Annotated in this window: 18 protein-coding genes, 1 tRNA gene and 2 pseudogenes; 2 read left to right on the top strand and 19 right to left on the bottom strand. The window is 75.1% G+C overall.

Features of this window, described 5'->3' with window-relative positions:
* Positions 1-10: 10 nt before the first annotated feature.
* The 10 genes and pseudogenes from folK to JKP75_RS20085 all read right to left on the bottom strand — a co-directional run.
* Positions 11-514: a 2-amino-4-hydroxy-6-hydroxymethyldihydropteridine diphosphokinase gene (gene folK, locus JKP75_RS01765; protein WP_200489421.1), complete on the bottom strand. Its 504-nt coding sequence runs from the start codon at positions 512-514 to the stop codon at positions 11-13.
* The gene (gene folB, locus JKP75_RS01760; protein WP_200489422.1) at positions 511-885 is read right to left on the bottom strand and encodes a dihydroneopterin aldolase; all 375 of its coding nucleotides are present in this window, start codon (positions 883-885) and stop codon (positions 511-513) included. The genes folK and folB overlap by 4 nt, the downstream gene beginning before the upstream one ends.
* On the bottom strand, positions 878-1,726 hold the full coding sequence (folP, locus tag JKP75_RS01755; RefSeq protein WP_309229426.1) for a dihydropteroate synthase: 849 nt from the start codon (positions 1,724-1,726) through the stop codon (positions 878-880). The genes folB and folP overlap by 8 nt, the downstream gene beginning before the upstream one ends.
* Positions 1,727-1,737: 11 nt before the next feature.
* Positions 1,738-2,313, bottom strand: a complete 576-nt coding sequence (folE, locus tag JKP75_RS01750; RefSeq protein WP_309229425.1) for a GTP cyclohydrolase I FolE — start codon at positions 2,311-2,313, stop codon at positions 1,738-1,740.
* A pseudogene (ftsH, locus tag JKP75_RS01745) lies at positions 2,310-4,296 on the bottom strand (ATP-dependent zinc metalloprotease FtsH). The gene folE and the pseudogene ftsH overlap by 4 nt, the downstream one beginning before the upstream one ends.
* Positions 4,297-4,665: 369 nt before the next feature.
* Positions 4,666-5,253 (bottom strand): hypoxanthine phosphoribosyltransferase, encoded by a 588-nt coding sequence (hpt, locus tag JKP75_RS01740; protein ID WP_200489423.1) that lies wholly within the window; start codon positions 5,251-5,253, stop codon positions 4,666-4,668.
* A complete protein-coding gene (gene tilS, locus JKP75_RS01735) occupies positions 5,250-6,272 on the bottom strand; it encodes a tRNA lysidine(34) synthetase TilS (protein ID WP_200489424.1) in 1,023 nt (340 codons plus the stop codon). Before tilS ends, hpt begins: the two co-directional genes overlap by 4 nt.
* Positions 6,273-6,274: 2 nt before the next feature.
* On the bottom strand, positions 6,275-7,243 hold the full coding sequence (locus JKP75_RS01730; RefSeq protein WP_242472921.1) for a zinc-dependent metalloprotease: 969 nt from the start codon (positions 7,241-7,243) through the stop codon (positions 6,275-6,277).
* A gap of 159 nt (positions 7,244-7,402) precedes the next feature.
* On the bottom strand, positions 7,403-8,230 hold the full coding sequence (gene dacB / locus JKP75_RS20090) for a D-alanyl-D-alanine carboxypeptidase/D-alanyl-D-alanine-endopeptidase (RefSeq protein WP_309229423.1): 828 nt from the start codon (positions 8,228-8,230) through the stop codon (positions 7,403-7,405).
* Positions 8,231-8,351: 121 nt separating this feature from the next.
* Positions 8,352-8,942: pseudogene (locus JKP75_RS20085) on the bottom strand (D-alanyl-D-alanine carboxypeptidase); the annotation flags it as partial.
* Here JKP75_RS20085 and JKP75_RS01720 point away from each other — a divergent pair.
* Complete coding sequence (locus JKP75_RS01720; RefSeq protein WP_200489427.1) at positions 8,880-9,374, top strand: inorganic diphosphatase; 495 nt, start codon at positions 8,880-8,882, stop codon at positions 9,372-9,374. The pseudogene JKP75_RS20085 and the gene JKP75_RS01720 sit on opposite strands and share 63 nt — an antisense overlap.
* 99 nt (positions 9,375-9,473) lie before the next feature.
* Here the strand turns inward: JKP75_RS01720 and JKP75_RS01715 are convergent, their stop codons facing one another.
* From JKP75_RS01715 to tmk, 9 genes are all read right to left on the bottom strand, one after another.
* The gene (locus JKP75_RS01715; RefSeq protein ID WP_200489428.1) at positions 9,474-10,175 is read right to left on the bottom strand and encodes a PIG-L deacetylase family protein; all 702 of its coding nucleotides are present in this window, start codon (positions 10,173-10,175) and stop codon (positions 9,474-9,476) included.
* Positions 10,176-10,326: 151 nt separating this feature from the next.
* Positions 10,327-10,896, bottom strand: a complete 570-nt coding sequence (locus tag JKP75_RS01710; protein WP_200492711.1) for a hypothetical protein — start codon at positions 10,894-10,896, stop codon at positions 10,327-10,329.
* A gap of 109 nt (positions 10,897-11,005) precedes the next feature.
* Positions 11,006-11,719, bottom strand: a complete 714-nt coding sequence (locus JKP75_RS01705; RefSeq protein WP_200492710.1) for an HAD family hydrolase — start codon at positions 11,717-11,719, stop codon at positions 11,006-11,008.
* Positions 11,716-12,867: a non-hydrolyzing UDP-N-acetylglucosamine 2-epimerase gene (wecB, locus tag JKP75_RS01700; RefSeq protein WP_200492709.1), complete on the bottom strand. Its 1,152-nt coding sequence runs from the start codon at positions 12,865-12,867 to the stop codon at positions 11,716-11,718. Before wecB ends, JKP75_RS01705 begins: the two co-directional genes overlap by 4 nt.
* The gene (locus JKP75_RS01695; RefSeq protein ID WP_200492708.1) at positions 12,864-15,125 is read right to left on the bottom strand and encodes an ATP-grasp domain-containing protein; all 2,262 of its coding nucleotides are present in this window, start codon (positions 15,123-15,125) and stop codon (positions 12,864-12,866) included. Before JKP75_RS01695 ends, wecB begins: the two co-directional genes overlap by 4 nt.
* Positions 15,122-16,624, bottom strand: a complete 1,503-nt coding sequence (locus JKP75_RS01690) for a glycosyltransferase family 2 protein (protein WP_200489432.1) — start codon at positions 16,622-16,624, stop codon at positions 15,122-15,124. The genes JKP75_RS01695 and JKP75_RS01690 overlap by 4 nt, the downstream gene beginning before the upstream one ends.
* A 188-nt stretch (positions 16,625-16,812) precedes the next feature.
* A tRNA-Thr gene (locus JKP75_RS01685) sits at positions 16,813-16,885 on the bottom strand.
* Positions 16,886-16,942: 57 nt separating this feature from the next.
* Positions 16,943-18,118, bottom strand: a complete 1,176-nt coding sequence (locus tag JKP75_RS01680; protein ID WP_200492707.1) for a DNA polymerase III subunit delta' — start codon at positions 18,116-18,118, stop codon at positions 16,943-16,945.
* Positions 18,115-20,352 (bottom strand): dTMP kinase, encoded by a 2,238-nt coding sequence (gene tmk, locus JKP75_RS01675; RefSeq protein WP_200489433.1) that lies wholly within the window; start codon positions 20,350-20,352, stop codon positions 18,115-18,117. The genes JKP75_RS01680 and tmk overlap by 4 nt, the downstream gene beginning before the upstream one ends.
* A 112-nt stretch (positions 20,353-20,464) precedes the next feature.
* Here tmk and JKP75_RS01670 point away from each other — a divergent pair, with 112 nt between their 5' ends.
* Positions 20,465-21,268, top strand: coding sequence for a trans-aconitate 2-methyltransferase (locus tag JKP75_RS01670; protein ID WP_200489434.1), 804 nt, complete (start codon positions 20,465-20,467; stop codon positions 21,266-21,268).
* Positions 21,269-21,282: the final 14 nt, after the last annotated feature.

Below are 21,282 nucleotides of genomic sequence, written 5' to 3'. Positions count from 1 at the left end.
CGGCGTGCGCTCACCCCTCGGCGTCCCAGCGGCGGACGGCGGCGACGTCCGCCGGGTCCAGGCCGGCCAGCAGCGCGTCGACCCGGCCGTGGCCCGGCAGCTCCGCGTCGGGGTCGACGGCCAGCCACGGCACGAGGACGAAGGCCCGTTCGTGGGCGCGCGGGTGCGGCAGGGTCAGCCGGGGATCCGCGGAGGTGACCGGGGCGCCGTCGTCGGCCCGGACTGCGACGACGTCGACGTCGAGCGTGCGGGCGCCCCAGCGCACCTCGCGGGTCCGGCCGGCGCCCTGCTCCAGCTCGTGCGCGCGGGCCAGCCACCCGGCGGCGTCGCGGTCGCCCTCGACCACCGCCACGGCGTTGAGGTAGGGCGGCTGCTCGACCGGCCCCCACGGCGGGGTCTCGTACAGGTCGGAGTGCACCAGCGGCCCGTCCGCGGCCAGGGCTGCCAGCGCGGTGCGCAGGGTGGCGGCGCGGTCGCCCAGGTTGGCGCCCAGAGAGAGGACGACGCGGGTCATGCCCGCTCGCGCCGGATGGTCACGGTGACGTCGTCGAAGGGCACGCCCAGCTCGGCCTGCGGCTTGTGCAGGGTGATCTCGACCGCCTGGACCAGCGGGTCGGCCAGGCACACGTCGGCCATCCGCTGGCAGAGCGTCTCGAGCAGGTCGACCGGTTCGCCGAGCAGCACGTGGTGCAGCTGCTGGGCGAGGTCGGCGTAGTTGACGGTGAGGGCGAGGTCGTCGCCGGCGGCTGCGGGGGCGGTGTCCAGCTCCAGGACGGCGTCCACCGTGAACAGCTGCCCGCGCTCGCGCTCCCATGCGTAGACGCCGTGGTGGGCGTGCGCGCGCAGGCCGCGCAGCGCGATCCGGTCGGGGCGGGGCTCAGCCACGGCGGGCTCCTCGGGCGGCTCGGACGGCGTCCAGGGTGCGCAGCGCGTCCACGGAGCCGGCGGCGTCGTGCACCCGCACGCCCCAGGCGCCGGCCTCGGCGGCGAGGACGGTGGTCGCCAGCGTGGCCGCGTCGCGCTCCTCGGCGGGCCGGGGCGCGCCGTCGGGTCCGGCCAGCAGCCGGCCCAGGAACGTCTTGCGGGAGGCGCCGACGAGCACGGGCAGCCCCAGGGAGGTCAGCCGGTCCAGCCCGGCCAGCAGCGCCCAGTTGTGCTCGGCGCGCTTGGCGAAGCCCAGACCCGGGTCGAGCACGAGCTGCTCGGGGGCGACACCGGCGGCGACGACGTCCTCGACCCGGGCCGTGAGCTCGGCGCAGACCTCGGTGGCGACGTCGCCGTACTGGGCGGCGGCGTACATCTCGCGGCTGTGCCCGCGCCAGTGCATGAGCACCCACGGCACGCGGGCCCGCGCGACGAGCTCGGCCATGCCGGCGTCGGCCAGCCCCCCGCTGACGTCGTTGACCAGCTGCGCGCCCGCCTGCAGCGCCGCCTCGGCGACCTCGGCGCGGGTGGTGTCGACGCTGGTGCGCACGCCCGCGGCGGAGAGCTCACGGATGACCGGCACGACCCGGTCGCACTCCTCGGCGGCGTCCACGCGGTCGGCGCCCGGGCGGGTGGACTCCCCGCCGACGTCCACGTAGTCGGCGCCGGCGGCGTGCATCGCGAGGCCGTGCGCGATCGCCGTCGCCGGGTCGGAGAAGCAGCCGCCGTCGGAGAAGGAGTCGGGCGTGACGTTGAGGACGCCCATCACCAGGCAGCGCCCCGGCCGCGGGAGCGGGATCACCGGTCGCCCCGTCAGCGGCCCAGCACGAGACTCATCGCCTCGCTGCGGGTCGCGGCGTTCTCCCGGAAGATCCCGCGCACCGCGGAGGTCACCGTGGTCGTGCCGGGCTTGCGGATGCCGCGCATCGCCATGCACAGGTGCTCGGCCTCGATGACGACGAGGACGCCCTGTGGCTTGAGCACCTCGTCGAGCGCGTCGGCGATCTGGCGGGTCATCCGCTCCTGCACCTGCGGGCGCCGGGCGTAGATCTCGACCAGCCGGGCGATCTTCGACAGCCCGGTCACCCGGCCGTCGGTGCCCGGGATGTAGCCGACGTGCGCGACGCCGTGGAAGGGCACCAGGTGGTGCTCGCAGGTCGAGTACATCGCGATGTCCTTGACCAGCACGAGTTCGTCGTGGTTCTCGTCGAAGGTCGTCGCGAGGATCTCGAAGGGATCCTGCGAGAGGCCGGCGAAGGTCTCGGCGTAGGCCCGGGCCACCCGGGCCGGGGTGTCCTGCAGCCCCGGGCGGTCGGGGTCCTCGCCGAGCGCGAGCAGCAGTTCGCGGACGGCCGCCTCGGCGCGGGCGGCGTCGATCCGGTCGGTCACCGCTGGACCGGTGCGCCGACGTCCCCGACCGGTGCCGGGTCGTGACCGGCCGCACCGTTGTGGCCGGCCCGCTCCGAGGGCGTGAGGACCGGCGGCTGGTCCGAGGGGGTCCGCTTGCCGAAGCCGTTGTACGGGGCGAGGGAGGGCCGCTTGGTGACCGGCGCGCAGATCCGCGACATGTCCTCCTTGGACAGCGTCTCCTTCTCCATGAGCTCGAGCACGAGCTGGTCCAGGACGTGCCGGTACTCGACCAGGATCTCCCAGGCCTCGTCGTGCGCGGCCTCGATCAGCGCCCGGATCTCGGCGTCGATGTCGGCGGCGACGGCCTCGGAGTAGTCCGGCCGGGAGCCCATGTCGCGACCCAGGAACGGCTCGGCGTCGGTGCTGCCGTACTTCACCGCGCCCAGCTTGGCGCTCATGCCGTACTGGGTGACCATCGCGCGGGCCATCGACGTGGCCTTCTCGATGTCGTTGCCGGCACCGGTGGTGGGCTCGTGGAAGACCAGCTCCTCCGCCGCCCGGCCACCCAGGGCGTAGGCGAGGGTGTCGATCATCTCGGAACGGGTCTGGGTGTACTTGTCCTCGGTCGGCAGCACGAGGGTGTGCCCGAGGGAGCGGCCGCGCGGCAGGATCGTCACCTTGTGCACGGGGTCGAGGTTCGGCAGCGCGTGCGCGACGAGGGCGTGCCCGCCCTCGTGGTAGGCGGTGACCTTCTTCTCCTTCTCGCTCATCGCCCGCGTCTTGCGCTCGGGGCCGGCGATGACCCGGTCGATCGCCTCCTCGAGCACCTCGTCGGTGATCAGCGAGCCGTTGTTGCGGGCGGTGAGCAGCGCACCCTCGTTGAGCACGTTGGCGAGGTCGGCACCGGTGAAGCCGGGCGTGCGCCGGGCGACGGTCTCGAGGTCGACGTCGGGGGCGAGCGGCTTGCCCTTGGCGTGCACGCTCAGGATCGCCTTGCGGCCCATGAGGTCGGGGCGGTCGACGGCGATCTGCCGGTCGAAGCGGCCCGGGCGCAGCAGCGCCGGGTCGAGGATGTCGGGCCGGTTCGTCGCGGCGATCATGATCACGCCGCCCTTGACGTCGAAGCCGTCCATCTCGACCAGCATCTGGTTGAGGGTCTGCTCGCGCTCGTCGTGGCCGCCACCCATGCCGGCGCCGCGGTGCCGGCCGACGGCGTCGATCTCGTCGACGAAGATGATCGCCGGGGCGTTCTCCTTCGCCTCCTTGAACAGGTCGCGCACGCGGCTGGCGCCGACGCCGACGAACATCTCGACGAAGTCCGAGCCGGAGATGGAGTAGAAGGGCACGCCCGCCTCGCCGGCCACGGCGCGGGCGAGCAGCGTCTTGCCGGTCCCGGGCGGGCCGAACAGCAGCACGCCCTTGGGGATCTTGGCGCCCACGGCCTGGAACTTGACCGGGTTCTGCAGGAAGTCCTTGATCTCGTGCAGTTCCTCGATCGCCTCGTCAGGCGCCGGCGACGTCGGCGAACGTCGTCTTCGGGGTGTCCTTGGTGACCTGCTTGGCCTTGGACTTGCCGAAGGCCATGACCCCGCGGCCACCGCCCTGCATCGAGTTGAACAGCCAGAACAGCAGGAGCAGCAGGATGACGAAGGGGAGGAAGCTGATCAGCAGGCTGGCGAGCAGGCTGTCCTGGCTGACGTTGGTGTCGAACTCGACGCCGTCGTCCTGCCCTGCGGTCGACGCGAGGTCGAAGATTTCGTCCTCGGCGCCGATCGGGTACGAGGCGGTGATCTGGCGGTTGCCGTCGACGGCCTGGTCGAGGTCCAGGTCGACCGTCTGCTCGCGGTCGTTGATCGTGACGCCTTCGACGTTGCCGTCGCGCAGCTGCTCGAGGGCGACGGAGGTCGCGACCTCCTCGTACTTGTCACCGCCGCGACCGAAGAGGGAGGACAGCGTGAGGGCCAGGAGGACGACGACGACGACCCAGAACCACACGGAGCGGTAGAACTTCTTACGTTCCATACACCGATGCCGGGCACCGGCGGAGCCGGTCTGCCCGTCGACCCTCCTGCTCGTCCGGTGACACTGCCTGCGACCCGGGCAGGGCCCCCGGCGCTCCGTGCAGCGTCGTCGGCCCCGAAGGTACACCGGCGAGCCTGTCAAGCCCCTGGGTGACCGCGGCCCCGTCGCGGGGCCCGGAGGGTTCCCGACGGGGACGCGGTGGAGCGGCCGCACCTGCTGGGGGACGGCCGGAAGTCGCTGCCGCAGCGCGACCCGCCCTGCGGGGTCGGTGCGCCGAGCGGGGGCCGGAGGCTCCCCGAGGTGTACCGAGGACGCGCTCAGCGCAGCAGGGGGACGGCTCCTGGCCGCGGTGTCGTCCGGAGGACGACGTCAGGCATACACCTCGGGCTTGAGCGTCGCGATGTAGGGCAGGTCGCGGTACCGCTCGGCGTAGTCCAGGCCGTAGCCGACGACGAACTCGTTGGGGATGTCGAAGCCGATGTACTTGACCGGCACCTCGACCTTGACCGCGTCGGGCTTGCGCAGCAGGGCGCAGACCTCGAGGGAGGCCGGGGCGCGGCCGCCGAGGTTCTTGAGCAGCCAGGAGAGGGTCAGGCCGGAGTCGATGATGTCCTCGAGCACCAGGACGTGCTTGTCGGTGATGTCCCGGTCGAGGTCCTTGAGGATGCGCACGACGCCCGACGAGCTGGTGGCCGAGCCGTAGGACGACACCGCCATGAACTCCATCTGCGTGGGCAGCTGCAGGGCCCGGGCGAAGTCGCTCATGAACAGCACCGCGCCCTTGAGGACGCCGACGAGCAGCACCTCCCTGCCCGCGTAGTCCGCGGCGATGGTGGCGGCGAGCTCGGCGATCTTCGCGCGGATCTGCTCCTCGCTCAGGAGCACGTGGTCGATGTCCGGTCCGTACCCGTGGTCGGGGCCGAGGGCCCCGGTGGTGCTGGTCGCAGACTCGCTCACGCGTCAGGCTCCTCGCGGTCGTGTGGTGCCGGGTGCGGGCCGCCGCCGTCGCGCGCGGGCTCCAACCTCAGGGTGCCAGACGCCCGGACGACGCCGGCGCCGCCCGGCAGGTCGACCCGGCCCTGCCCCCTCCAGCGGACCACGAGTGCGTCGACCGCGTCGAGCTGCACCGCCCGCAGGTCGGGCACCCCTGCGGCGCGGAGCCACCCGCGCAGCACCCGCGTGCGCAGCGCCCCCGCCAGCCCGGCCACGCCCGCGACCGGCAGGCCGTCGGCGCAGGCCAGCGCCGCGAGGTGGGCGTCGGCGAGCTCGTCGAGCGCGTCCAGGTCGGCGCGCAGCAGGCCCGCCGTCCGCGCCAGGGCGGGCGCCACTCCCCCGCCCAGCACCTCCTCCAGCAGCGGCAGCACCTCGGCGCGCAGCCTGGCCCGCGTGTAGGCCGGATCGGTGTTCCACGGGTCGTCCCACACCGGCAGCCCCGCGGCGGTGCAGGCGGCGCGCGTCGTCGTCCGCCGGACGCCGAGCAGCGGCCGCCACCAGGTGGCGCCCCCGTCCTGGCGCTCCTCGACCATGCCGGCCACCGAGCGGGGGCCCGAGCCGCGGCCGAGGCCGAGCAGCACCGTCTCGGCCTGGTCGTCGAGCGTGTGCCCCAGGGCGATCCGCGCCCCGTGCTCGCCGGCGGCGCGGGCGAGGGCGGCGTACCGGGCGCTCCGGGCCGCGCCCTCGGGCCCGCCGTCGGCGCCGACGTCCACCCGGACGACGACGACCGGCGCGAGCCCCAGGTCCCGCAGCAGCCCCGCCGTCGTCGCCGCCCGCTCCGCGGACCCGGGCTGCAGGCCGTGGTCGACGGTCACCGCGCCGGCGCGCACCCCGGCGCGCGGGGCCTCGAACGCGACCGCGGCGGCCAGCGCGAGGGAGTCCGCGCCGCCGCTGCAGGCGACCAGGACGGGCCGCGGATCACCGGTGAGGCCGGAGCGGACCGCGCTGCGGACCTGCGCGACCGCCGCGGGGGGCCCGACCACGCTCAGGCGGGGATGGCCGGCCGGCCGAGGACCCGCTCGACCCAGCGCTCGGGCGCGGTGAGCTCGTCGAGGTGCGGGAGGTTCTCCGCCTTCACCCAGACCTGGTTGAACCCCTCCATGCCGGCCCGGTCGATCACCCCGCCGACGAACACCCGCCCGTCGGCGTACTGCTTCATCTTCTGCTCCAGGCCGAGCAGCCGGCGCAGCACGCGGTCGAGCGGCCCGCGGCCCTTGCGGCGCTGGGCGAACCGCTTGCGCAGCGTGCGCACGGTCGGGACGACGTCGGGGCCGACGCCGTCCATCACGTACTCCGCGTGCCCCTCGACCAGGCTCATCACCGCGGTCACCCGGTCGAGCACCTCGCGCTGCCGGGGGTCGCGGATGAGCGCCATGAGCCCCTCGGACTCGTCGTCGTCGCCGCGGAGGGCCCCGGTGATGCCGCGGAGCACGTCCTGCAGGCGGTCGCGCAGCACGTCGGCGGTGAGGTCGGTGGCGTCGACGAACTCGGCGATCTGGCTCTCGAGGTAGGGCCGCAGCCACGGGACGGCGGTGAACTGCAGCTGGTGGGTGACCTCGTGCAGGCACACCCAGAGCCGGAAGTCCGACGGGTCGACGCCCAGCTTCTGCTCGGTGGCGACGATGTTGGGGGCGACGAGGAGGAGCCGCCCGCCGGTGCCGAAGACCTCGTACTGGCCGAGCACCCGCGAGCTGAGGAAGGCCAGGACGCCGCCGGCCTGGATGCCGGTGGCCCGCGAGCCGATCGCGGTGGCGAGGGCGCCGGGGCGGCTCCCGGTGCGCTCGGCGAGCGCGTCGACGAGCGGGTCGAGCAGCGCGGCCATCCCCCGCGCGTTGGCGTCGACCCAGCCGGGCCGGTCGACGACGGCGACCTCGGGGACGGGGCCGCCGGCGACCGGGGTCATCCCGGTCAGCCGCTCCACGTGCGCGACGGCGGTGGCCGCGGCCTCGTGCAGCTCGCGGACGACGGCGGCGGCGTCCTCGCGGGTCGTGGGCCGGCCCCGGTCCGGCGAGCCGGCGCGCGGTGCGGCCGGCGAGCTTCCAGTCGACCATCGAGGAGGGGCTGCTCATCGGCCCACGGTACCCACGGGGGACGACGTCCCCGGGTGCGCGCGTCAGCTGCAGCCGCAGCCCGCGAGCGCGGCGGCGACGGCGTCCAGGGCCGCCTCGGCACCGGCCTCGCTGCCCGAGTCGTCGGCGACGAGGGCGAAGGCCAGCAGGCGGCCGTCGGCGGTGACCGCCGTCCCGGCCAGGGCGTGCACGCCGAGCAGCGTCCCGGTCTTGGCCCGCACGACGCCGGGCGCGGTGTTCGCGTCGCCCCGGTCGAACAGCGTGCCGGTGTACCCGGCGACCGGGAGGCCGGACAGCACCGCGGAGGCGTGGGGCAGCGAGCCGTCCGCGGCGCCGGCGACCAGGTCGGTGAGCACGTCGGCGGGCACCTGATCCAGCCGCGACAGGCCGCTGCCGTCGGCCAGCGCGACGCGGCCGACGTCGATCCCGGCCTCACCCAGGGCCTCGACGACGGCCTCCGCCGCGCCCTCGAACGAGGCGGGCAGGTCGCGGGCCAGCGCCACCTGGCGGGCCAGGGCCTCGGCCAGCACGTTGTCCGACATGGACAGGGTCTGCTCGACCAGCCGGGCGATCGGCGCCGACTGCACGGTGGCCAGCGTCCGCGCGCCGGCCGGCGCTTCGCCGGGGACGACGGTCGCGCCCGGGGCGCCCAGGGCGTCGGCGAGCGCGACACCTGCGTCGATGCCGGGCTGGCCGCTGCGGGCCAGCGAGCCGGGGCTCACGCGGGCGCCGTCGACGGCGGTCGCCGTGACGGGGGCGGCGTAGCTCGACGGGGCGTCCGAGGGCCCCCAGCCCTGCGCCGTCAGCGGCCCGGTGAACAGCGAGCTGTCGACGACGACGCGGCTGACCGGGGTGCCCGCGGGCAGCGCCACGACCACCTGCGACGCGAGGTCGGCGACGGTCGGGGCACCGGGGTAGGTCTGTCGACGGCGAGGTGCGCGACAGCGTCGGGTCGCCGCCCCCGACGAGGACGACCTCGCCGGGCGTGCTGCCCGCGACGACGGTCGTGGGGATCGTCTGCGCCGGGTCCAGGGTGGTGAGCGCGGCGACGGCGGTGAGCAGCTTCGCGGTCGAGGCGGGGATGGCGGGGTCGGCGGCGTCCAGGTCGAGGAGCACGTCACCGCTGGCCACGTCGACGACCTCGGCGGAGACGCCGGACCCCAGGCCGGGGTCCTGCAGCAGCGGCCCGATCCGCGCGGCGAGCACGTCCGGGTCCGGCGCCGGGGCGGCGGAGTCGAGCGAGGCGAGCACCGGCGTGACCTCGCCGAGCTCGGGCAGGTCGGCGTCCGGGACCGACACCGTGCCGGCGGTCGCGTCGTCGTCGCCACCGAAGCCGCCGGTGAGCGCGATGCCGCCGCCGACGAGCACCAGGACCAGCGCGATGACGCCGAGCGCGATGCGGCGCCGGAACCGTCCGGTCCGCGCTGTGACGATCGTCGAACCGCTCGACGCGATGGTGCCCACCCCCCAAAAGGTGACCTCCGCAGAACATGCGGGGTCACCGTGCGCAAGACTAGGCGGGTGCAGTTCGACGTGACGGTAGAAATCCCGAAGGGCCAGCGCAACAAGTACGAGCTGGACCATGCCACCGGACGCATCCGATTGGACCGGATGCTGTTCACCTCAACCCGCTACCCGGCGGACTACGGCTACATCGAGAGCACCCTGGGACAGGACGGCGACCCGCTCGACGCCCTGGTGCTGCTCGAGGAGCCGACGTTCCCCGGGTGCCTGATCACCTGCCGGGCCATCGGCATGTTCCGCATGACCGACGAGGCGGGCGGGGACGACAAGGTCCTCACCGTGCCGGCGACCGACCCGCGGATGTCCCACCTCAAGGACATCTCCGACGTGTCGGAGTTCGACCGCCTCGAGATCCAGCACTTCTTCGAGACCTACAAGGACCTCGAGCCGGGCAAGTCGGTCGAGGGCGCCAACTGGGTCGGCCGCGAAGAGGCCGAGGCCGAGATCATCGCCTCGCTCGAGCGCGCCAAGAACGCGGCACCGCACCACTGACCCCTGTCCACGGCCCTCCGGGTCCCCGAGCGCACCGACGGCGGCTCACCCTGCACGGGTGGGCCGCCGTCAGCGTTCCGGGCGTCGGGGGTGCCGGCGTCAGGTGGAGAGGGAGGGCGCGAGCTGCCACGCCGCCGGGATCGCGGCCACGCCGAACCCGCTGACCGGGACGAGGTCGAGCACGAGACGGGTGGGCTGGAAGGCCTCGGCGTACCCGATGCGGGCCTGGGCCCCCCAGTGCCGGGCCGACGCCACGACCGCGTCGGGCTCGACCATCGCGGACAGCTCCACCTGGGAGGCGTGGGCGGACAGGGCCGCGACCTTGCCCGACAGGTAGGCGGTCACGTCGACGTAGACGGTCGGGGTGAACGACAGCGTCGACGGGCTCTGGTAGTGCAGCACCCGCGACAGCCGGCGCGTGGCGCCCAGCGTCGCGGCCGCGACCGCCCGGTGGTCCTGGTGGCTGTCCTCCGGAGCGTGCACGTAGACCAGGTCGGCCCGGGTGTCCTGGAGGACCTGCTCGATCACGCGGACGGTCGCGGAGTCCGCGACGACCTCGCAGTCGCGCAGCCCGCCCCACACCAGGCGGGCGCCGAGCACGCGCGCGGCGCGCTCCTGCTCCTCGCGACGGACGGCGTCACCCGGGCCGTTCTCGCCGCCGGTCACGACCAGCATCGTCACCGAGTCGCCCGCCGCGGCGTGCGCCAGCAGCGCCCCTCCGCAGCCGAGCTCGATGTCGTCGGGGTGTGCCCCGATGGCCAGGACGTTGCGTCCCGACTTCCTCGCGCCCGCACCGTTCATGGTGAGGTGTCCTCCCGGTCCGTCGGCGTGGTCGTCCTCGCCGTCGCATCTCCATCGGCGTCCGCACCGGGCGCCTGCAGCACGACGGCCCGGTACTCACCCCCAAGGGGGTGGGTACCGGGCCGCTGCGCGTGGCTCGTGGGGGCGGCCGTCAGACCGCCGTCGTCGTTCCCGCGGGGTCCGGCAGGTTCGCGAGCCGGCGGCGCGAGCGGTAGAGCATGAACGCGCCGACCACTCCCGCTCCACCGAGCGCCATCGTCGTCCCCAGGCCGTTCCCGTCGGCCGGGAGGACCGTGCTCGGCGGGCAGACCGTCGCGTACTGCACGTACTGCGAGTACTGGATCGTCGTGCCGTTCAGGGTCCACCGCGCGTTCTGGTAGAAGATCTCGCTGAAGGTCAGCTTCACCTGCCAGGCGCCGTGCACGGTCCCCTTGGCGAACGTGGTGGGCTGCTGGCCCTGCAGGCGCGTCGGGTACACCTGGTTCGCCGTCCCGTACGGGTAGGTCTTCTGGCTGCCGGTCGTGTTGTTGTAGCCCACGACGACCCAGTAGCTGCCGTCCCCGTTGTCGCGGTAGCAGTCGACGATCGGGGCCACGCTGCCGGCCGCCGAGGCGGTGCCCGGGATCGCGACCAGTGACAGCGCCGCGACCACCGCGGCCGTGGCGAATCGTGCGAGCCGCCCGCGGAAGCGGGGGGCGGATGTGGTTCGGGTGCCGATCACGGCGTCGTCTCCCTGTCCGGAGCGGCGTCCCCGCTCGTCCCCGTGGCCATCGGACGTTCCCGGCCCCGGCTGGAGCGGACGGCGGACCACCTCACCCGGAGGAGGGACGTCAGGCCGGGACGACGGCGCCGTCGAGGAGCCCGAGCGCGACGTCCACCGCGGCCGGGAACGAGTCGACGACGGCCTCCGCCCGCGGCTCGTCCGGCGCGGAGGCGTACTCGCCCTGGCGGATCCGCACCGCCCGCGCGCCCACGGCAGCGGCCACCGCGACGTCCTTGCCCGGCCGGTCCCCGATGACCAGCACCCGGTCGGCCGGCACGCCCAGGGCCTCGGCGAGCGCCAGCAGCCCGACCGGCGCGGGCTTCCGGGCCGCCCGGCCACCGAGCGTGTCGGTGACCAGCACGACGGGCAGCAGCGGCAGCAGCCCGGTCGCGGCCAGCTTGGCATCCTGGATGACGGGGTTGCCGTCGGTGAGGCACCCCAGCGGGGCCACCGCGGCCAGCGCCCGCAGCCCGGCCGCGACGCCGGGGTACGGGCTCAGCCGCTCGGGCTGGAACCCGGTGAACGCGGCGACCAGCCCCGGCACCAGCAGAGGCAGCTCCGCGGCGGGCACCCCGGCGGCCAGCAGCGCGCGGTCGATCGTGCCGCCGGCGTCGGAGCCGGCCGCGAGCTCGCGCACCAGGGCCTCGTGCACCCGGGCGCCGTCCACGCCGGCCGCGGTCGCGGCCGCGCCCACGGCGACCGCGGCACCGGCCAGGTACTCGGCCTGCGGGTACAGCGTGTCGTCGAGGTCGACGACGACGGCGAGCGGCCGCCGGGTCACCACGGGAGGCTGCCGTCGGTGAAGTCCGGCTCCTCGATGGCCAGCAGGGCGTCGGTCCCCGGATCGGAGAGGATGGCGGCGACCTGCCGACCCGTGGTCCCGTCGCCGTAGGGGCAGGGCAGGGAGGCGGCCCGCGCCTGCGCCTCGGGCGTCGCGTGCCGGGCCGCGGCGGCGAGGACGGCGTCGGCAGAGGTGTCGTCCGCGAGGCCGGCCAGCGTGGTCGTCCCGGCCTCGACACCCTCCCAGCGCGGCGTGGAACCGCGCAGCACGACGACCGGGACGCCGAGGTAGGCGGCCTCCTCCTGGATCCCGCCGGAGTCGGTGACGGCCAGCCGGGCCGAGGCCAGGGCCGTCAGGAGGTCGTCGTACCCGAGGGGCCCGCTCAGCGCGACGAGCGGGTGGTCGAGCTGCACGTCCAGGCCGGTGGCGGCCAGCCGGGCGGCGGTGCGCGGGTGCAGCGGGAAGGTCACCGGCCCGACCCGCTCGGCCAGCGAGCGGACGACGGCGACCAGGCGTTCGAGCCGGACCGGGTCGTCGACGTTGGTCGGGCGGTGCGCGGTCACCAGGACGCCGGAGCGGTCGGCCACGGGCACCGGGCGGACGCCCCGCGCGACGAGGGTGTCGACGACGGGGTTGCCCACGACGAAGACGCGGTCCGCGGGCACGCCCTCGGCCGCGAGGAACGCCGCCGCGCGGCGGGTCGGGGCCAGGTGCAGGGCGGCGACGGCGGCGGCGACGCGGCGGTTGACCTCCTCCACGCTGCGCGGGTTGAGGCTGCGCAGCCCCGCCTCGAGGTGGGCGAAGGGGATCCCGGCGCCCCGGGCGGCCAGCGCGTACGCCGGCACCGTGTTGGTGTCGCCGAGCGCGAGGACGAGGTCCGGGCGGAACCGCGCCACCGCGCGGGCCGCGTCGGCGTGGAGCGCGCCGAGCCGGGCGGCCGGCTCGTCGTCCGGGAGCGTGAAGCGGTGGGTGGGGGTCAGCCCCAGCGACTGCTGCAGCTCGCCGGCCAGGGCCGGGTCGGTGTGCTGGCCGGTGTCGACGACGTCGACGCGGTGGCCGGCGGCGGTCAGCGCCGCGACCACCGGCGCTAGCTTCACCACCTCCGGGCGGGTGCCGAAGGGCACCAGGACCGAGCGGCTGCGGCTCATGCCTGCCCGACCCGGACGTCGCTGGGATCGGGCAGGTGGCTGCCGTCCTCGGCGGTGAACACCTCGGCGAAGTAGCGGCGCATGCTCACCCCCGGGGTGAACCAGAGGTGCTGCAGCTGCCGGCCCGGCTCCCGGATCCCGGACAGGTAGGTGCTCACGACGTCGGCGCCGGCCGCCAGGGTCAGCGGCAGGCCGCCGGAGAACCGCGGGTTGATCTCGAGCACCGTCACCCGTCCGTCGTCGGCGACGAACCCCTGGACGTTGGCCGGCCCGGTCAGGCCGACGGCCTCCAGCGCGCCGGCCACCGCGTCGGTCACCGTCGAGGAGTCGAAGGTGGTGCCCTTGACCGAGATGCCCGCCTTGACCTCCGTGCGCCACCGGGGGACGACGGTCAGCAGCTCGCCGTTCCGGTCCACCAGGGCGTCGGCGGTGAACTCCCGGCCGGAGAGCCGGGTCTGCACGATGAGCGACGGATCGGCCCGCATGGCCTCGACGACGGCCGAGCGCGAGTCGAGCAGGCGGACGCCGCGGCTGCCACGACCCGCCCGCGGCTTGACCACCCAGGGGCCGGGGACCTCGTTGAGGCCCGCGGGGGTGTCGGTCGTCGCCGGGTGCGGGACCCCGGCGAGCCGCAGGGCACGGGCGAAGGCGGACTTGTCGCAGCACAGCTCGACGCTGAGCGGGTCGGCGAACCAGGTCGCCACGCCGGCCCGGGCCAGCCGCTCGGCACCGGCGGCCAGTGCGGGCAGCTCCTCGGCGACCGTGCCGATGAGCGCGTCGACGCCGTGCGCCGTCGCGACGCCGATCAGGGCGTCGACGAAGTGCAGGTGGTCCGCGCGCGGGACCATGGCACCGACCGTCGCCAGCTCGCAGCCGGTCGCCCACGGATCGGCATCGACGGCGACCACCCGCTGCCCGCGTGCCATGAGCCGGCGGATGACCGCGATCCCGGCCGGTCCGCCCGCTCCGGTGACGAGAACGGCGGGGGCGTCGTGCGCGTCCGGGCCGCTGGGCGCGGGCGGCGGCGCGTCGAGGGTGGAGGTCACGAGGCGTCTCCTGGTGGCGTCTGCGGGGGGAGCGGGCGGGCGAAGCTGAGCCGGCGGTGCCGGGTGAGCCCGTCCGGGCCGGTGGTGGGCGGCGGCGGCGGGACCGCCATGCGGGTGACCGTCACGGCCGGGATGCGGACGGTCCCGTCGAGGAGGTGCGGCTCCTCGACGGCGTGCACCGGGTCGTCGGGCTCGTTCCCGGGGCCGCGGGCCAGCAGCCAGCCGCGGGCCCACAGCCGGAGGGCGGCCACGCGGTGGTTCGTGACCGGTTCCCACTGGCGCGCCGCGACCGCCTGCGCCAGGGCGTCGAGGACCAGCGGGTCCTCGTCGTAGGAGGCGACCGCGACCAGCGAGGCCGGGTGCGCGGCCGAGACCGTCGGAGACCAGCGCCCGGACGCGCGCGATGCGCGCCGACACCGGGAGGTGACCGATGCGGTAGTCGATCCGCCCGGCCTCCCGTCGGGCGCCCAGCCACGCGGACAGCCGGGCCGGGTAGACGTAGCGGTGCAGCAGGCCGGTGATCGACGTCCTCCGTCGGCCCGGCTTCCGGGCCTCCTCGACCTCCGGCGCCCGGTAGCCGAGCCCGGGTCGGGCCCAGCTGTCGGGACGGCGGGCGGTGTGCCGGCCCGCGACGTCCTGCTCCGCCCGCTCAAGGGTCGGCAGGGCGAACCACACCATGAGCAGGAACCCGCCCAGGGTGGCGGCCAGGTTCCACAGCGTGCCGACCCAGTCGTGGAAGAGCACGAGCGCGGCGTCGCTCCACCACATGCCGGCCAGGGCCGACAGCAGCAGCCGCACGTGGTTGAGCACGAGGAGGGCGGCGACGGCGACCAGCAGCCCGGCGACCGCGTGGAGCTTGCGACCGCGCAGGATGACGGCGGTGAGGGCGGTCAGCCCGAGCACCGACAGGATCGACGAGCACGAGGCCGTGACGACGGCGTCGATCATGCCGCCGCGCTCGGGGAAGAGCAGGACGTGCCCCGGCAGGATGTCCGAGGCCCGCCCCGGCTCGATCCAGGAGACCACCTGGGCGAGGCCGAGCGCTTCGAGTTCGCGCAGCGGATCGGTCAGGTAGCGAAAGCCGACGAAGCAGATCAGCGCCGCGAGGACCAGGTCCAGCGCCACGGGGAACAGCCGGCGGGCGCTCCCCCGGCGGACGAGGCCGGCCCTGCGGGACACCGCGGGCGCCGGGTCGGCGGCGACGGACGTCATCGCTCCCCCACCTCCGCGGGCCGCGGGCCGCTCAGGGCGAAGGTCCGCGGGCGGGTCGGCGCCCCCGCGGGCACGGCAGCGGGGCCGGCGCTCTCCGCCCGCGCGACCGCAGCCGGGCGGACCGTGGACGTCGCGCCGGAGCGGGAGGTCTTCACCCACGTGTACGGGCGGCCGAGCATCCCGTCGACGTAGGCCCGGGTGGTGATGACCACCGCCAGCGCGAACGAGGGCAGGAAGCCGAGCAGCCGCCAGGCCGACCGGCGCTCGACCCGGCCGACGAGCAGGCCCACGCACAGCTCGGCCAGGGGGCCGACGAACAGCAGCATCGACAGGGGCAGCACCGCGACGGCGGGCAGGTCGCCGATGCCGAAGGCGCGCAGGACCGTGAGCAGCAGCCCCAGCCCGCTGAGCACCGGCACGTGGTAGACGAGCAGGAACAGCGTCGTCTCGACCTTCTCGAGCAGCGAGAGGTGCGGGGAGCGCATCAGCGGACGCCAGTAGTCGCGCAGGCACTTCTGGTGGCCGCGCGCCCACCGGTACCGCTGCTTCCAGAACCGCTGGGCGGTGACGACCGCTTCCTCGAAGTCGATCGCGGTGACGTCGAAGCGCACCCGCTGGCCGGCCATGAGGATCCGCAGCGTGAGGTCGGTGTCCTCGGTGACGGTCTCCGGGTTCCAGCCGCCCAGTGCGCGCAGCGTCGACATCCGCACGGCGCAGTTGGCGCCACCGTAGGCGGGCAGCTCGAACAGGGCCTGGCGGCCGTACTCGTTGACCAGGTAGCCGGAGAGGTAGTCGACGAAGACGGTCCCGGCCATGGACGAGTCCTTGCCGTTGCGGATGACGCACCGGCCCATGACCGCGCCGACCGTGGGGTCGCGGAAGTGCCGGACCAGCCGGCGCAGCGCCGAAGGCTCCGGCTCGTGGTCGGCGTCGAAGACGAGCACGACCTCGGCCTCGACGAGTGCCAGGGCGTCGTTGAGGGCACCGGACTTCCCCCCGCCGGCGCCCGGGGGCCGGTGCAGCACGCGCAGCCGGGGCTCCCGGGCGGCCCACGCGTCCAGCTTCGGACCGGTGTCGTCGTCCGATCCGTCGTCGACCACGACCAGGGTCAGCCGGTGGGCCGGGTAGTCCAGGGCCAGCAGCGCGCTGACCATGCCGTCGACGACCAGTTCCTCGTTCTTGCAGCCGACGAGGACCGCGACGTCCGGGGTGTAGTCCCCCAGGCCGATGTCCGCGGCCAGGAGGTCGCGCTCGGCCCACCGCGCGGCGGCGACGGCGAAGGAGAGGTGCCGGATGAAGAAGACCGCGAAGACGACGTTGAGCGCTCCGGCGATGACGCCCAGCGTCGGGTCGACGCCGAAGACGACCAGGGCCACGGTCGTCACGACGCCGTACGCCGCCAGCACCCACGGCCGGCCCTCGGGTGACGCCGCGTGCCCGGGCCCGGCCGCCACGGCGGGCGCGGGCGCTAGCCCGTCGCTGCCGGGCGTCGATGCCACCACTGCCGGCTTCCTCCCCCGCGATCCGCACGCTGCCCGACGCACTCGTCGGTCCTGTTCATCGGCAATGCGGCGCCGGATCTGTAGTGGAACCACCGACCCTGCACGGACGGGGCGCATGGGGTCGCGGACCCCGGGAACGAGACAGCGGGCCCTCCCCGGAGGGAGGACCCGCTGATCCCTGGCAGAGCCGCCTGTCGGAATCGAACCGACGACCTTCTCATTACGAGTGAGATGCTCTACCGACTGAGCTAAGGCGGCGGACGTGCCCGCACAGACTACGGCACCGCCGCCGCGATCCGGCGCAGGGGCCGGGGGTCAGGCGGGCAGCCGCAGGGCGACGGTGAGCGCCTCCAGCGCGATCTGCGGCTTGACGTTCTGCTCCAGCGCCGTCCGGCAGTCGAGGATGGCGTCGATCCGGCGCAGCGCCCCCTCGGGGCCGATCAGCCGGGCCAGCTCCACGGCGTCCGCGCGGCGGTCCGGGTGGTTGAGCGGCAGCTCCCCGGACGGTGCCGCCGCCAGCACCAGCGCGTCCCGGTAGAGCCCGGCGAGGTCGACCAGCGCCCGGTCCAGGGAGTCCCGTCCGATGCGGGTGGCCCGCGACTTCTGCCGCTTCTCCAGCTCCTTGAGCTGGCCGGCGCTCCCCCTGCTGGCCGCGACCACGCCCGGCCCGCGCGCGCCCACTCCCAGGCTGTTCTTCAGCGCGTCGGTCTCGGCGCCGTCGAGCACCTCGGTGGCCGCCTCGGTCTCCTCCTTGGCGGCCCCGACGAGGTCGTCGGCGGCGTCCATGCAGGCGGCCAGGGAGACCAGCCGCAGCGGGACGTCGAGCACCGCCTTGCGGGCCAGCCGCGCCTCCTCGTCCCGCGCCAGCCGGCGGGCCCGGCCCACGTGGCCGCCGGAGGCCGCGGCCGACCACGCGGCCAGCGCCGGGTCGACGCCGTCGGCCACCAGGACCTCGGAGATGGCCGCGACCGTGGGGGTCCGCAGCGCGACGACGCGGCAGCGCGAGCGGATGGTCACCGGGACGTCGTCGGGGTGCAGGCTCGGCGCGCACAGCATCACCACGGTGCGCGGCGGCGGCTCCTCGATCATCTTGAGCACCGCGTTCGACGCGGACTCGCTCATCCGGTCGGCGTCCTCGACGATGATCATCTGCCACCGGCCCTGGGACGGCGACCGCCCGGCCACCCGCACCAGCTCGCGGGCCTCGTTGACCCCGATGGACAGCCCGTCCGGGACGATCACCGTCACGTCGGCGTGCGTCCCGGCGAGCACCGTCCGGCAGGCGTGGCAGGTGCCGTCGCCGCCGTCGGGGCACTGCAGCGCCGCGGCGAAGGCCCGCGCGGCCACCGACCGGCCGGATCCCGGCGGGCCGGTGAACAGCCAGGCGTGCGTCATCGCCGTGGGGTCGTCGATCGCCGCCCGCAGCTCCGCCACCACCGCGGGCTGGCCGATCACCTTCGCCCAGACGCCCTGGCCCGCCACCACGCTCATGGGTGCAGCTGCGGGGTCGGGCCGGTCTGGGCGTGCGGGTGGCGCTGCACCGGCGTCGGGGCCGCCCCCTGGGTGCGCTCCGGGTCGGTCTGCGGGAGTGTCTGCAGCGGCAGCCCGGAGAGCAGCTCGGCGACGCGCACGCGGATGGCGGCGGCGAGCTCGTCGAGGTCGCGGGTGGCGTCCAGCACGAGGTAGCGGTCGGGGTCGCTCTCGGCCAGGGCGCGGAAGGTCTGCCGCACCCGCTGGTGGAACTCCAGGGACTCCGATTCCATGCGGTCGGCCACCGACCGGCCGCGGGCGCGGGCCAGCCCGGTCTCCGGCGGCAGGTCCAGCAGCACGGTGAGGTCGGGGCGCAGCCCGCCGGTGGCCCAGCGGGAGAGCATCCGGACGTCGTCCAGCGGGATCGTGCGGCCGGCGCCCTGGTAGGCCAGCGAGCTGTCCACGAACCGGTCGGTGATGACCACCTCGCCGGCGTCGAGGGCCGGCCGGAGCACGTCGTGCACGTGCTGGGCGCGGTCCGCGGCGTAGAGCAGCGCCTCCGAGCGGGGGGCGATGGCGGTGTGCGACCGGTCCAGCAGGATCGCCCGGATGCCCGCGCCCGACGGCGTCGCGCCCGGCTCGAAGGTGGTGCGGGCCACCAGCCCCTCGTTGGTCAGCCACTCCTGCAAGCGCTTGACCTGGGTGGACTTGCCGGCGCCCTCGCCGCCCTCGAAGGCGATGAACACCCCGCCCCCGGCCAGCCGGCGCCGGGCGGTGGTGTCCCGGCGCAGGGCGGTGACGACGTCGGCGAGCAGCGGGACCGGCCGGCCGTCGTCCATCTGCCGGTAGGCCAGCAGCCCGACGCCGACGGCGAGCAGCCCGGCGGCCAGCAGCATGATCCGCTCGCCGGTGACCGGGAGGGTGACGACGCCGAGGTCGACCGAGTGCCGCCCGATCAGCCCCACCCCGAAGGGCACGACCGCCAGCGACAGGATCAGCGCGGCCCGGACCAGGGACTGGACGATCGCGAAGGTGCGGCCGCGCACCTCGTCCTGCACCTCCGTGCCGAGCAGCGTGAAGCCGGCCAGGTAGGCGATGCCCGCGAAGAAGCCCATGAGGACCACCAGCAGCAGCGCGACCCACAGCGTGGACGTCCACGACATGATCACGACCATGATCCCGGCGCCGACGATCGCGATGCCGAAGAGCCGCTCGCGGGCCAGGTCGTGGGCCACGCTCGGCCCCAGCGCGATGCCGAGCCCCAGCCCGATGAAGACGGCGCCGAACAGCAGCCCGTAGGCGGACTCGCCACCACCGAGGGCGTTCGAGTACGCCTGGCCGGTCGCGATGATCACGCCGGCGGCGGCGAAGGCGCCGGTGATGCCGACGACCAGGCCCCGGACCAACGGCGTGTGCCCGGCGAAGGAGAAGCCGTTCCTCAGCGAGCCGAGGAAGCTCTCCCGCTCGGTGACCGCGTCGGCGGCCCGGCGGCCGCTGATCGAGGGCAGCCGCCAGATGACGACGGCGGCGACGAGGAAGGTGAGGGCGTTCAGGTACAGCGCGACGTCGACCTGGTCGACGTCGGGCAGCCAGGTCTGCAGCCAGCCGTCGGTCGAGTTCAGCACCGCGAACACGACCGCGGCGAGCACCGGCGTCAGCCCGTAGGTGGTCACCAGGGAGAGCTGGTTGGCCGGCTCCAGCTGGTCCTTGCGCAGCATGTTCGGGACGGCGGCGTCCTTCGCCGGGATCCAGAACAGGCTGATCGCCTCGATGAGGAACTGCGCGACGAACAGCCAGACCAGCTCGTCGACGATCGGGATCGACGCGAACAGGCCGAACCGGAGGATGTCGGTGACGACCATCGTCTTGCGGCGGTCGAAGCGGTCGGCGAACGCGCCGGCCAGCGGGCCGAGCACGATCGCGGGGAGCAGGCGGAACAGCAGCACGCCGCCGAGGGCGAAGTTGGCCGCCGCGAAGCCGTCCACCAGCGCCGTCGCGGTCGCGGTGATGGCCAGCAGGCCCAGCCAGTCGCCGAAGCTGGACAGTGACATCGACAGCCACAGCTTGCGGAAGTCGCGCACCCGCAGCACCGCGCGCAGCTTGGCGACCAGGCCGACGCCCGGCCGGGCGCCGCCGTCCGGCGCGACCGGCGTCGCCGCCGGCGGCAGGCCGTCGGCCGGGGGTGCGGTCCGCTCGTCCGGCGTCGCCGGCTCATCGCGCGGCGGCACCGGTGGCGTCGGGTCGGGCTGGATCACGGCTCCCGGGTTCGTGGCGGAGGGGGCGGAGCTGGCCCCGGAGAGCTCACGCTACCGGCCGGCACCGACGATCCCGATCCCTTTCGGCCGTCCGGGGGGCTAGCGTCCCGGCGTGCGCGCGGACGAGCAGCCGGAACCGTCGGACGGCGACTGGGATCCCGCCGTCTACCTGCGGAACGCCCGCGAGCGGGCGCGACCGTTCCTCGACCTGGTCGCCCGCGTGGACGTCGCCGCCCCGGCCGTCGTGGTCGACCTGGGCTGCGGCGAGGGCTCGGCGACCGCACTGCTGGCCGACCGCTGGCCGGCCGCGCGGGTGACCGGCGTCGACTCCTCGCCCGCGATGCTGGCCACCGCGCCCGCCCGGCCGGGGCTGGAGTTCCGGCTCGGTGATGTGCGGGACTGGCGGCCCGACGGCCCCGTCGACGTGCTGGTGAGCAACGCGGTGCTGCACTGGGTCCCCGGCCACGACCGGCTGCTGGAGCGGTGGGCGGGGCACCTCGCGCCGGGCGGCGCGCTGGCGGTGCAGGTGCCGGGCAACTCCCGGGCACCGACGCACGCGCTGCTGGCCGACCTGTGCCGTTCGCCGAGGTGGGCCGCCCGGGTCGCCGGTGCGGCACCGTCGCCGTCGGCCGTGCTCGAGCCGGCCGGGTACCTCGACGTCCTCGGCGCGGCCGGGCTGGCCGCCGACGTCTGGGAGACCACCTACCTGCACGTGCTGACCGGGTCCGACCCGGTGCTCGGCTGGGTGCGCAGCACGGTGCTGCGGCCGGTGCTCGCCCGGCTCGGCGCGGCGGACGCCGCCGCGTTCACCGCGGAGCACGCCGCCGCGCTGCGCGACGCCTACCCGGAGCGCGCCGACGGCACGACCGTGCTGCCGTTCCGCCGGATCTTCGCCGTCGGCACCCGGCCGTCCTGACCACGGGGTCGGGG

This window comes from Blastococcus sp. TML/M2B (assembly GCF_016612865.1).
Classification (GTDB): Bacteria; Actinomycetota; Actinomycetes; order Mycobacteriales; family Geodermatophilaceae; genus Blastococcus.
Note: the sequence above shows the minus strand (reverse complement) of the source record. Positions and strands in the feature narration are given on the sequence as shown.

Bases quoted from the DNA above. Each gene is read 5' to 3' on its own strand.
- JKP75_RS01695 (WP_200492708.1), bottom strand. From the start codon at position 15,125: ATGACGTCCGTCGCCGCCGACCCGGCGCCCGCGGTGTCCCGCAGGGCC.
- wecB (WP_200492709.1), bottom strand. From the start codon at position 12,867: ATGAGCCGCAGCCGCTCGGTCCTGGTGCCCTTCGGCACCCGCCCGGAG.
- JKP75_RS01680 (WP_200492707.1), bottom strand. From the start codon at position 18,118: ATGAGCGTGGTGGCGGGCCAGGGCGTCTGGGCGAAGGTGATCGGCCAG.
- folK (WP_200489421.1), bottom strand. From the start codon at position 514: ATGACCCGCGTCGTCCTCTCTCTGGGCGCCAACCTGGGCGACCGCGCC.
- JKP75_RS01715 (WP_200489428.1), bottom strand. From the start codon at position 10,175: ATGAACGGTGCGGGCGCGAGGAAGTCGGGACGCAACGTCCTGGCCATC.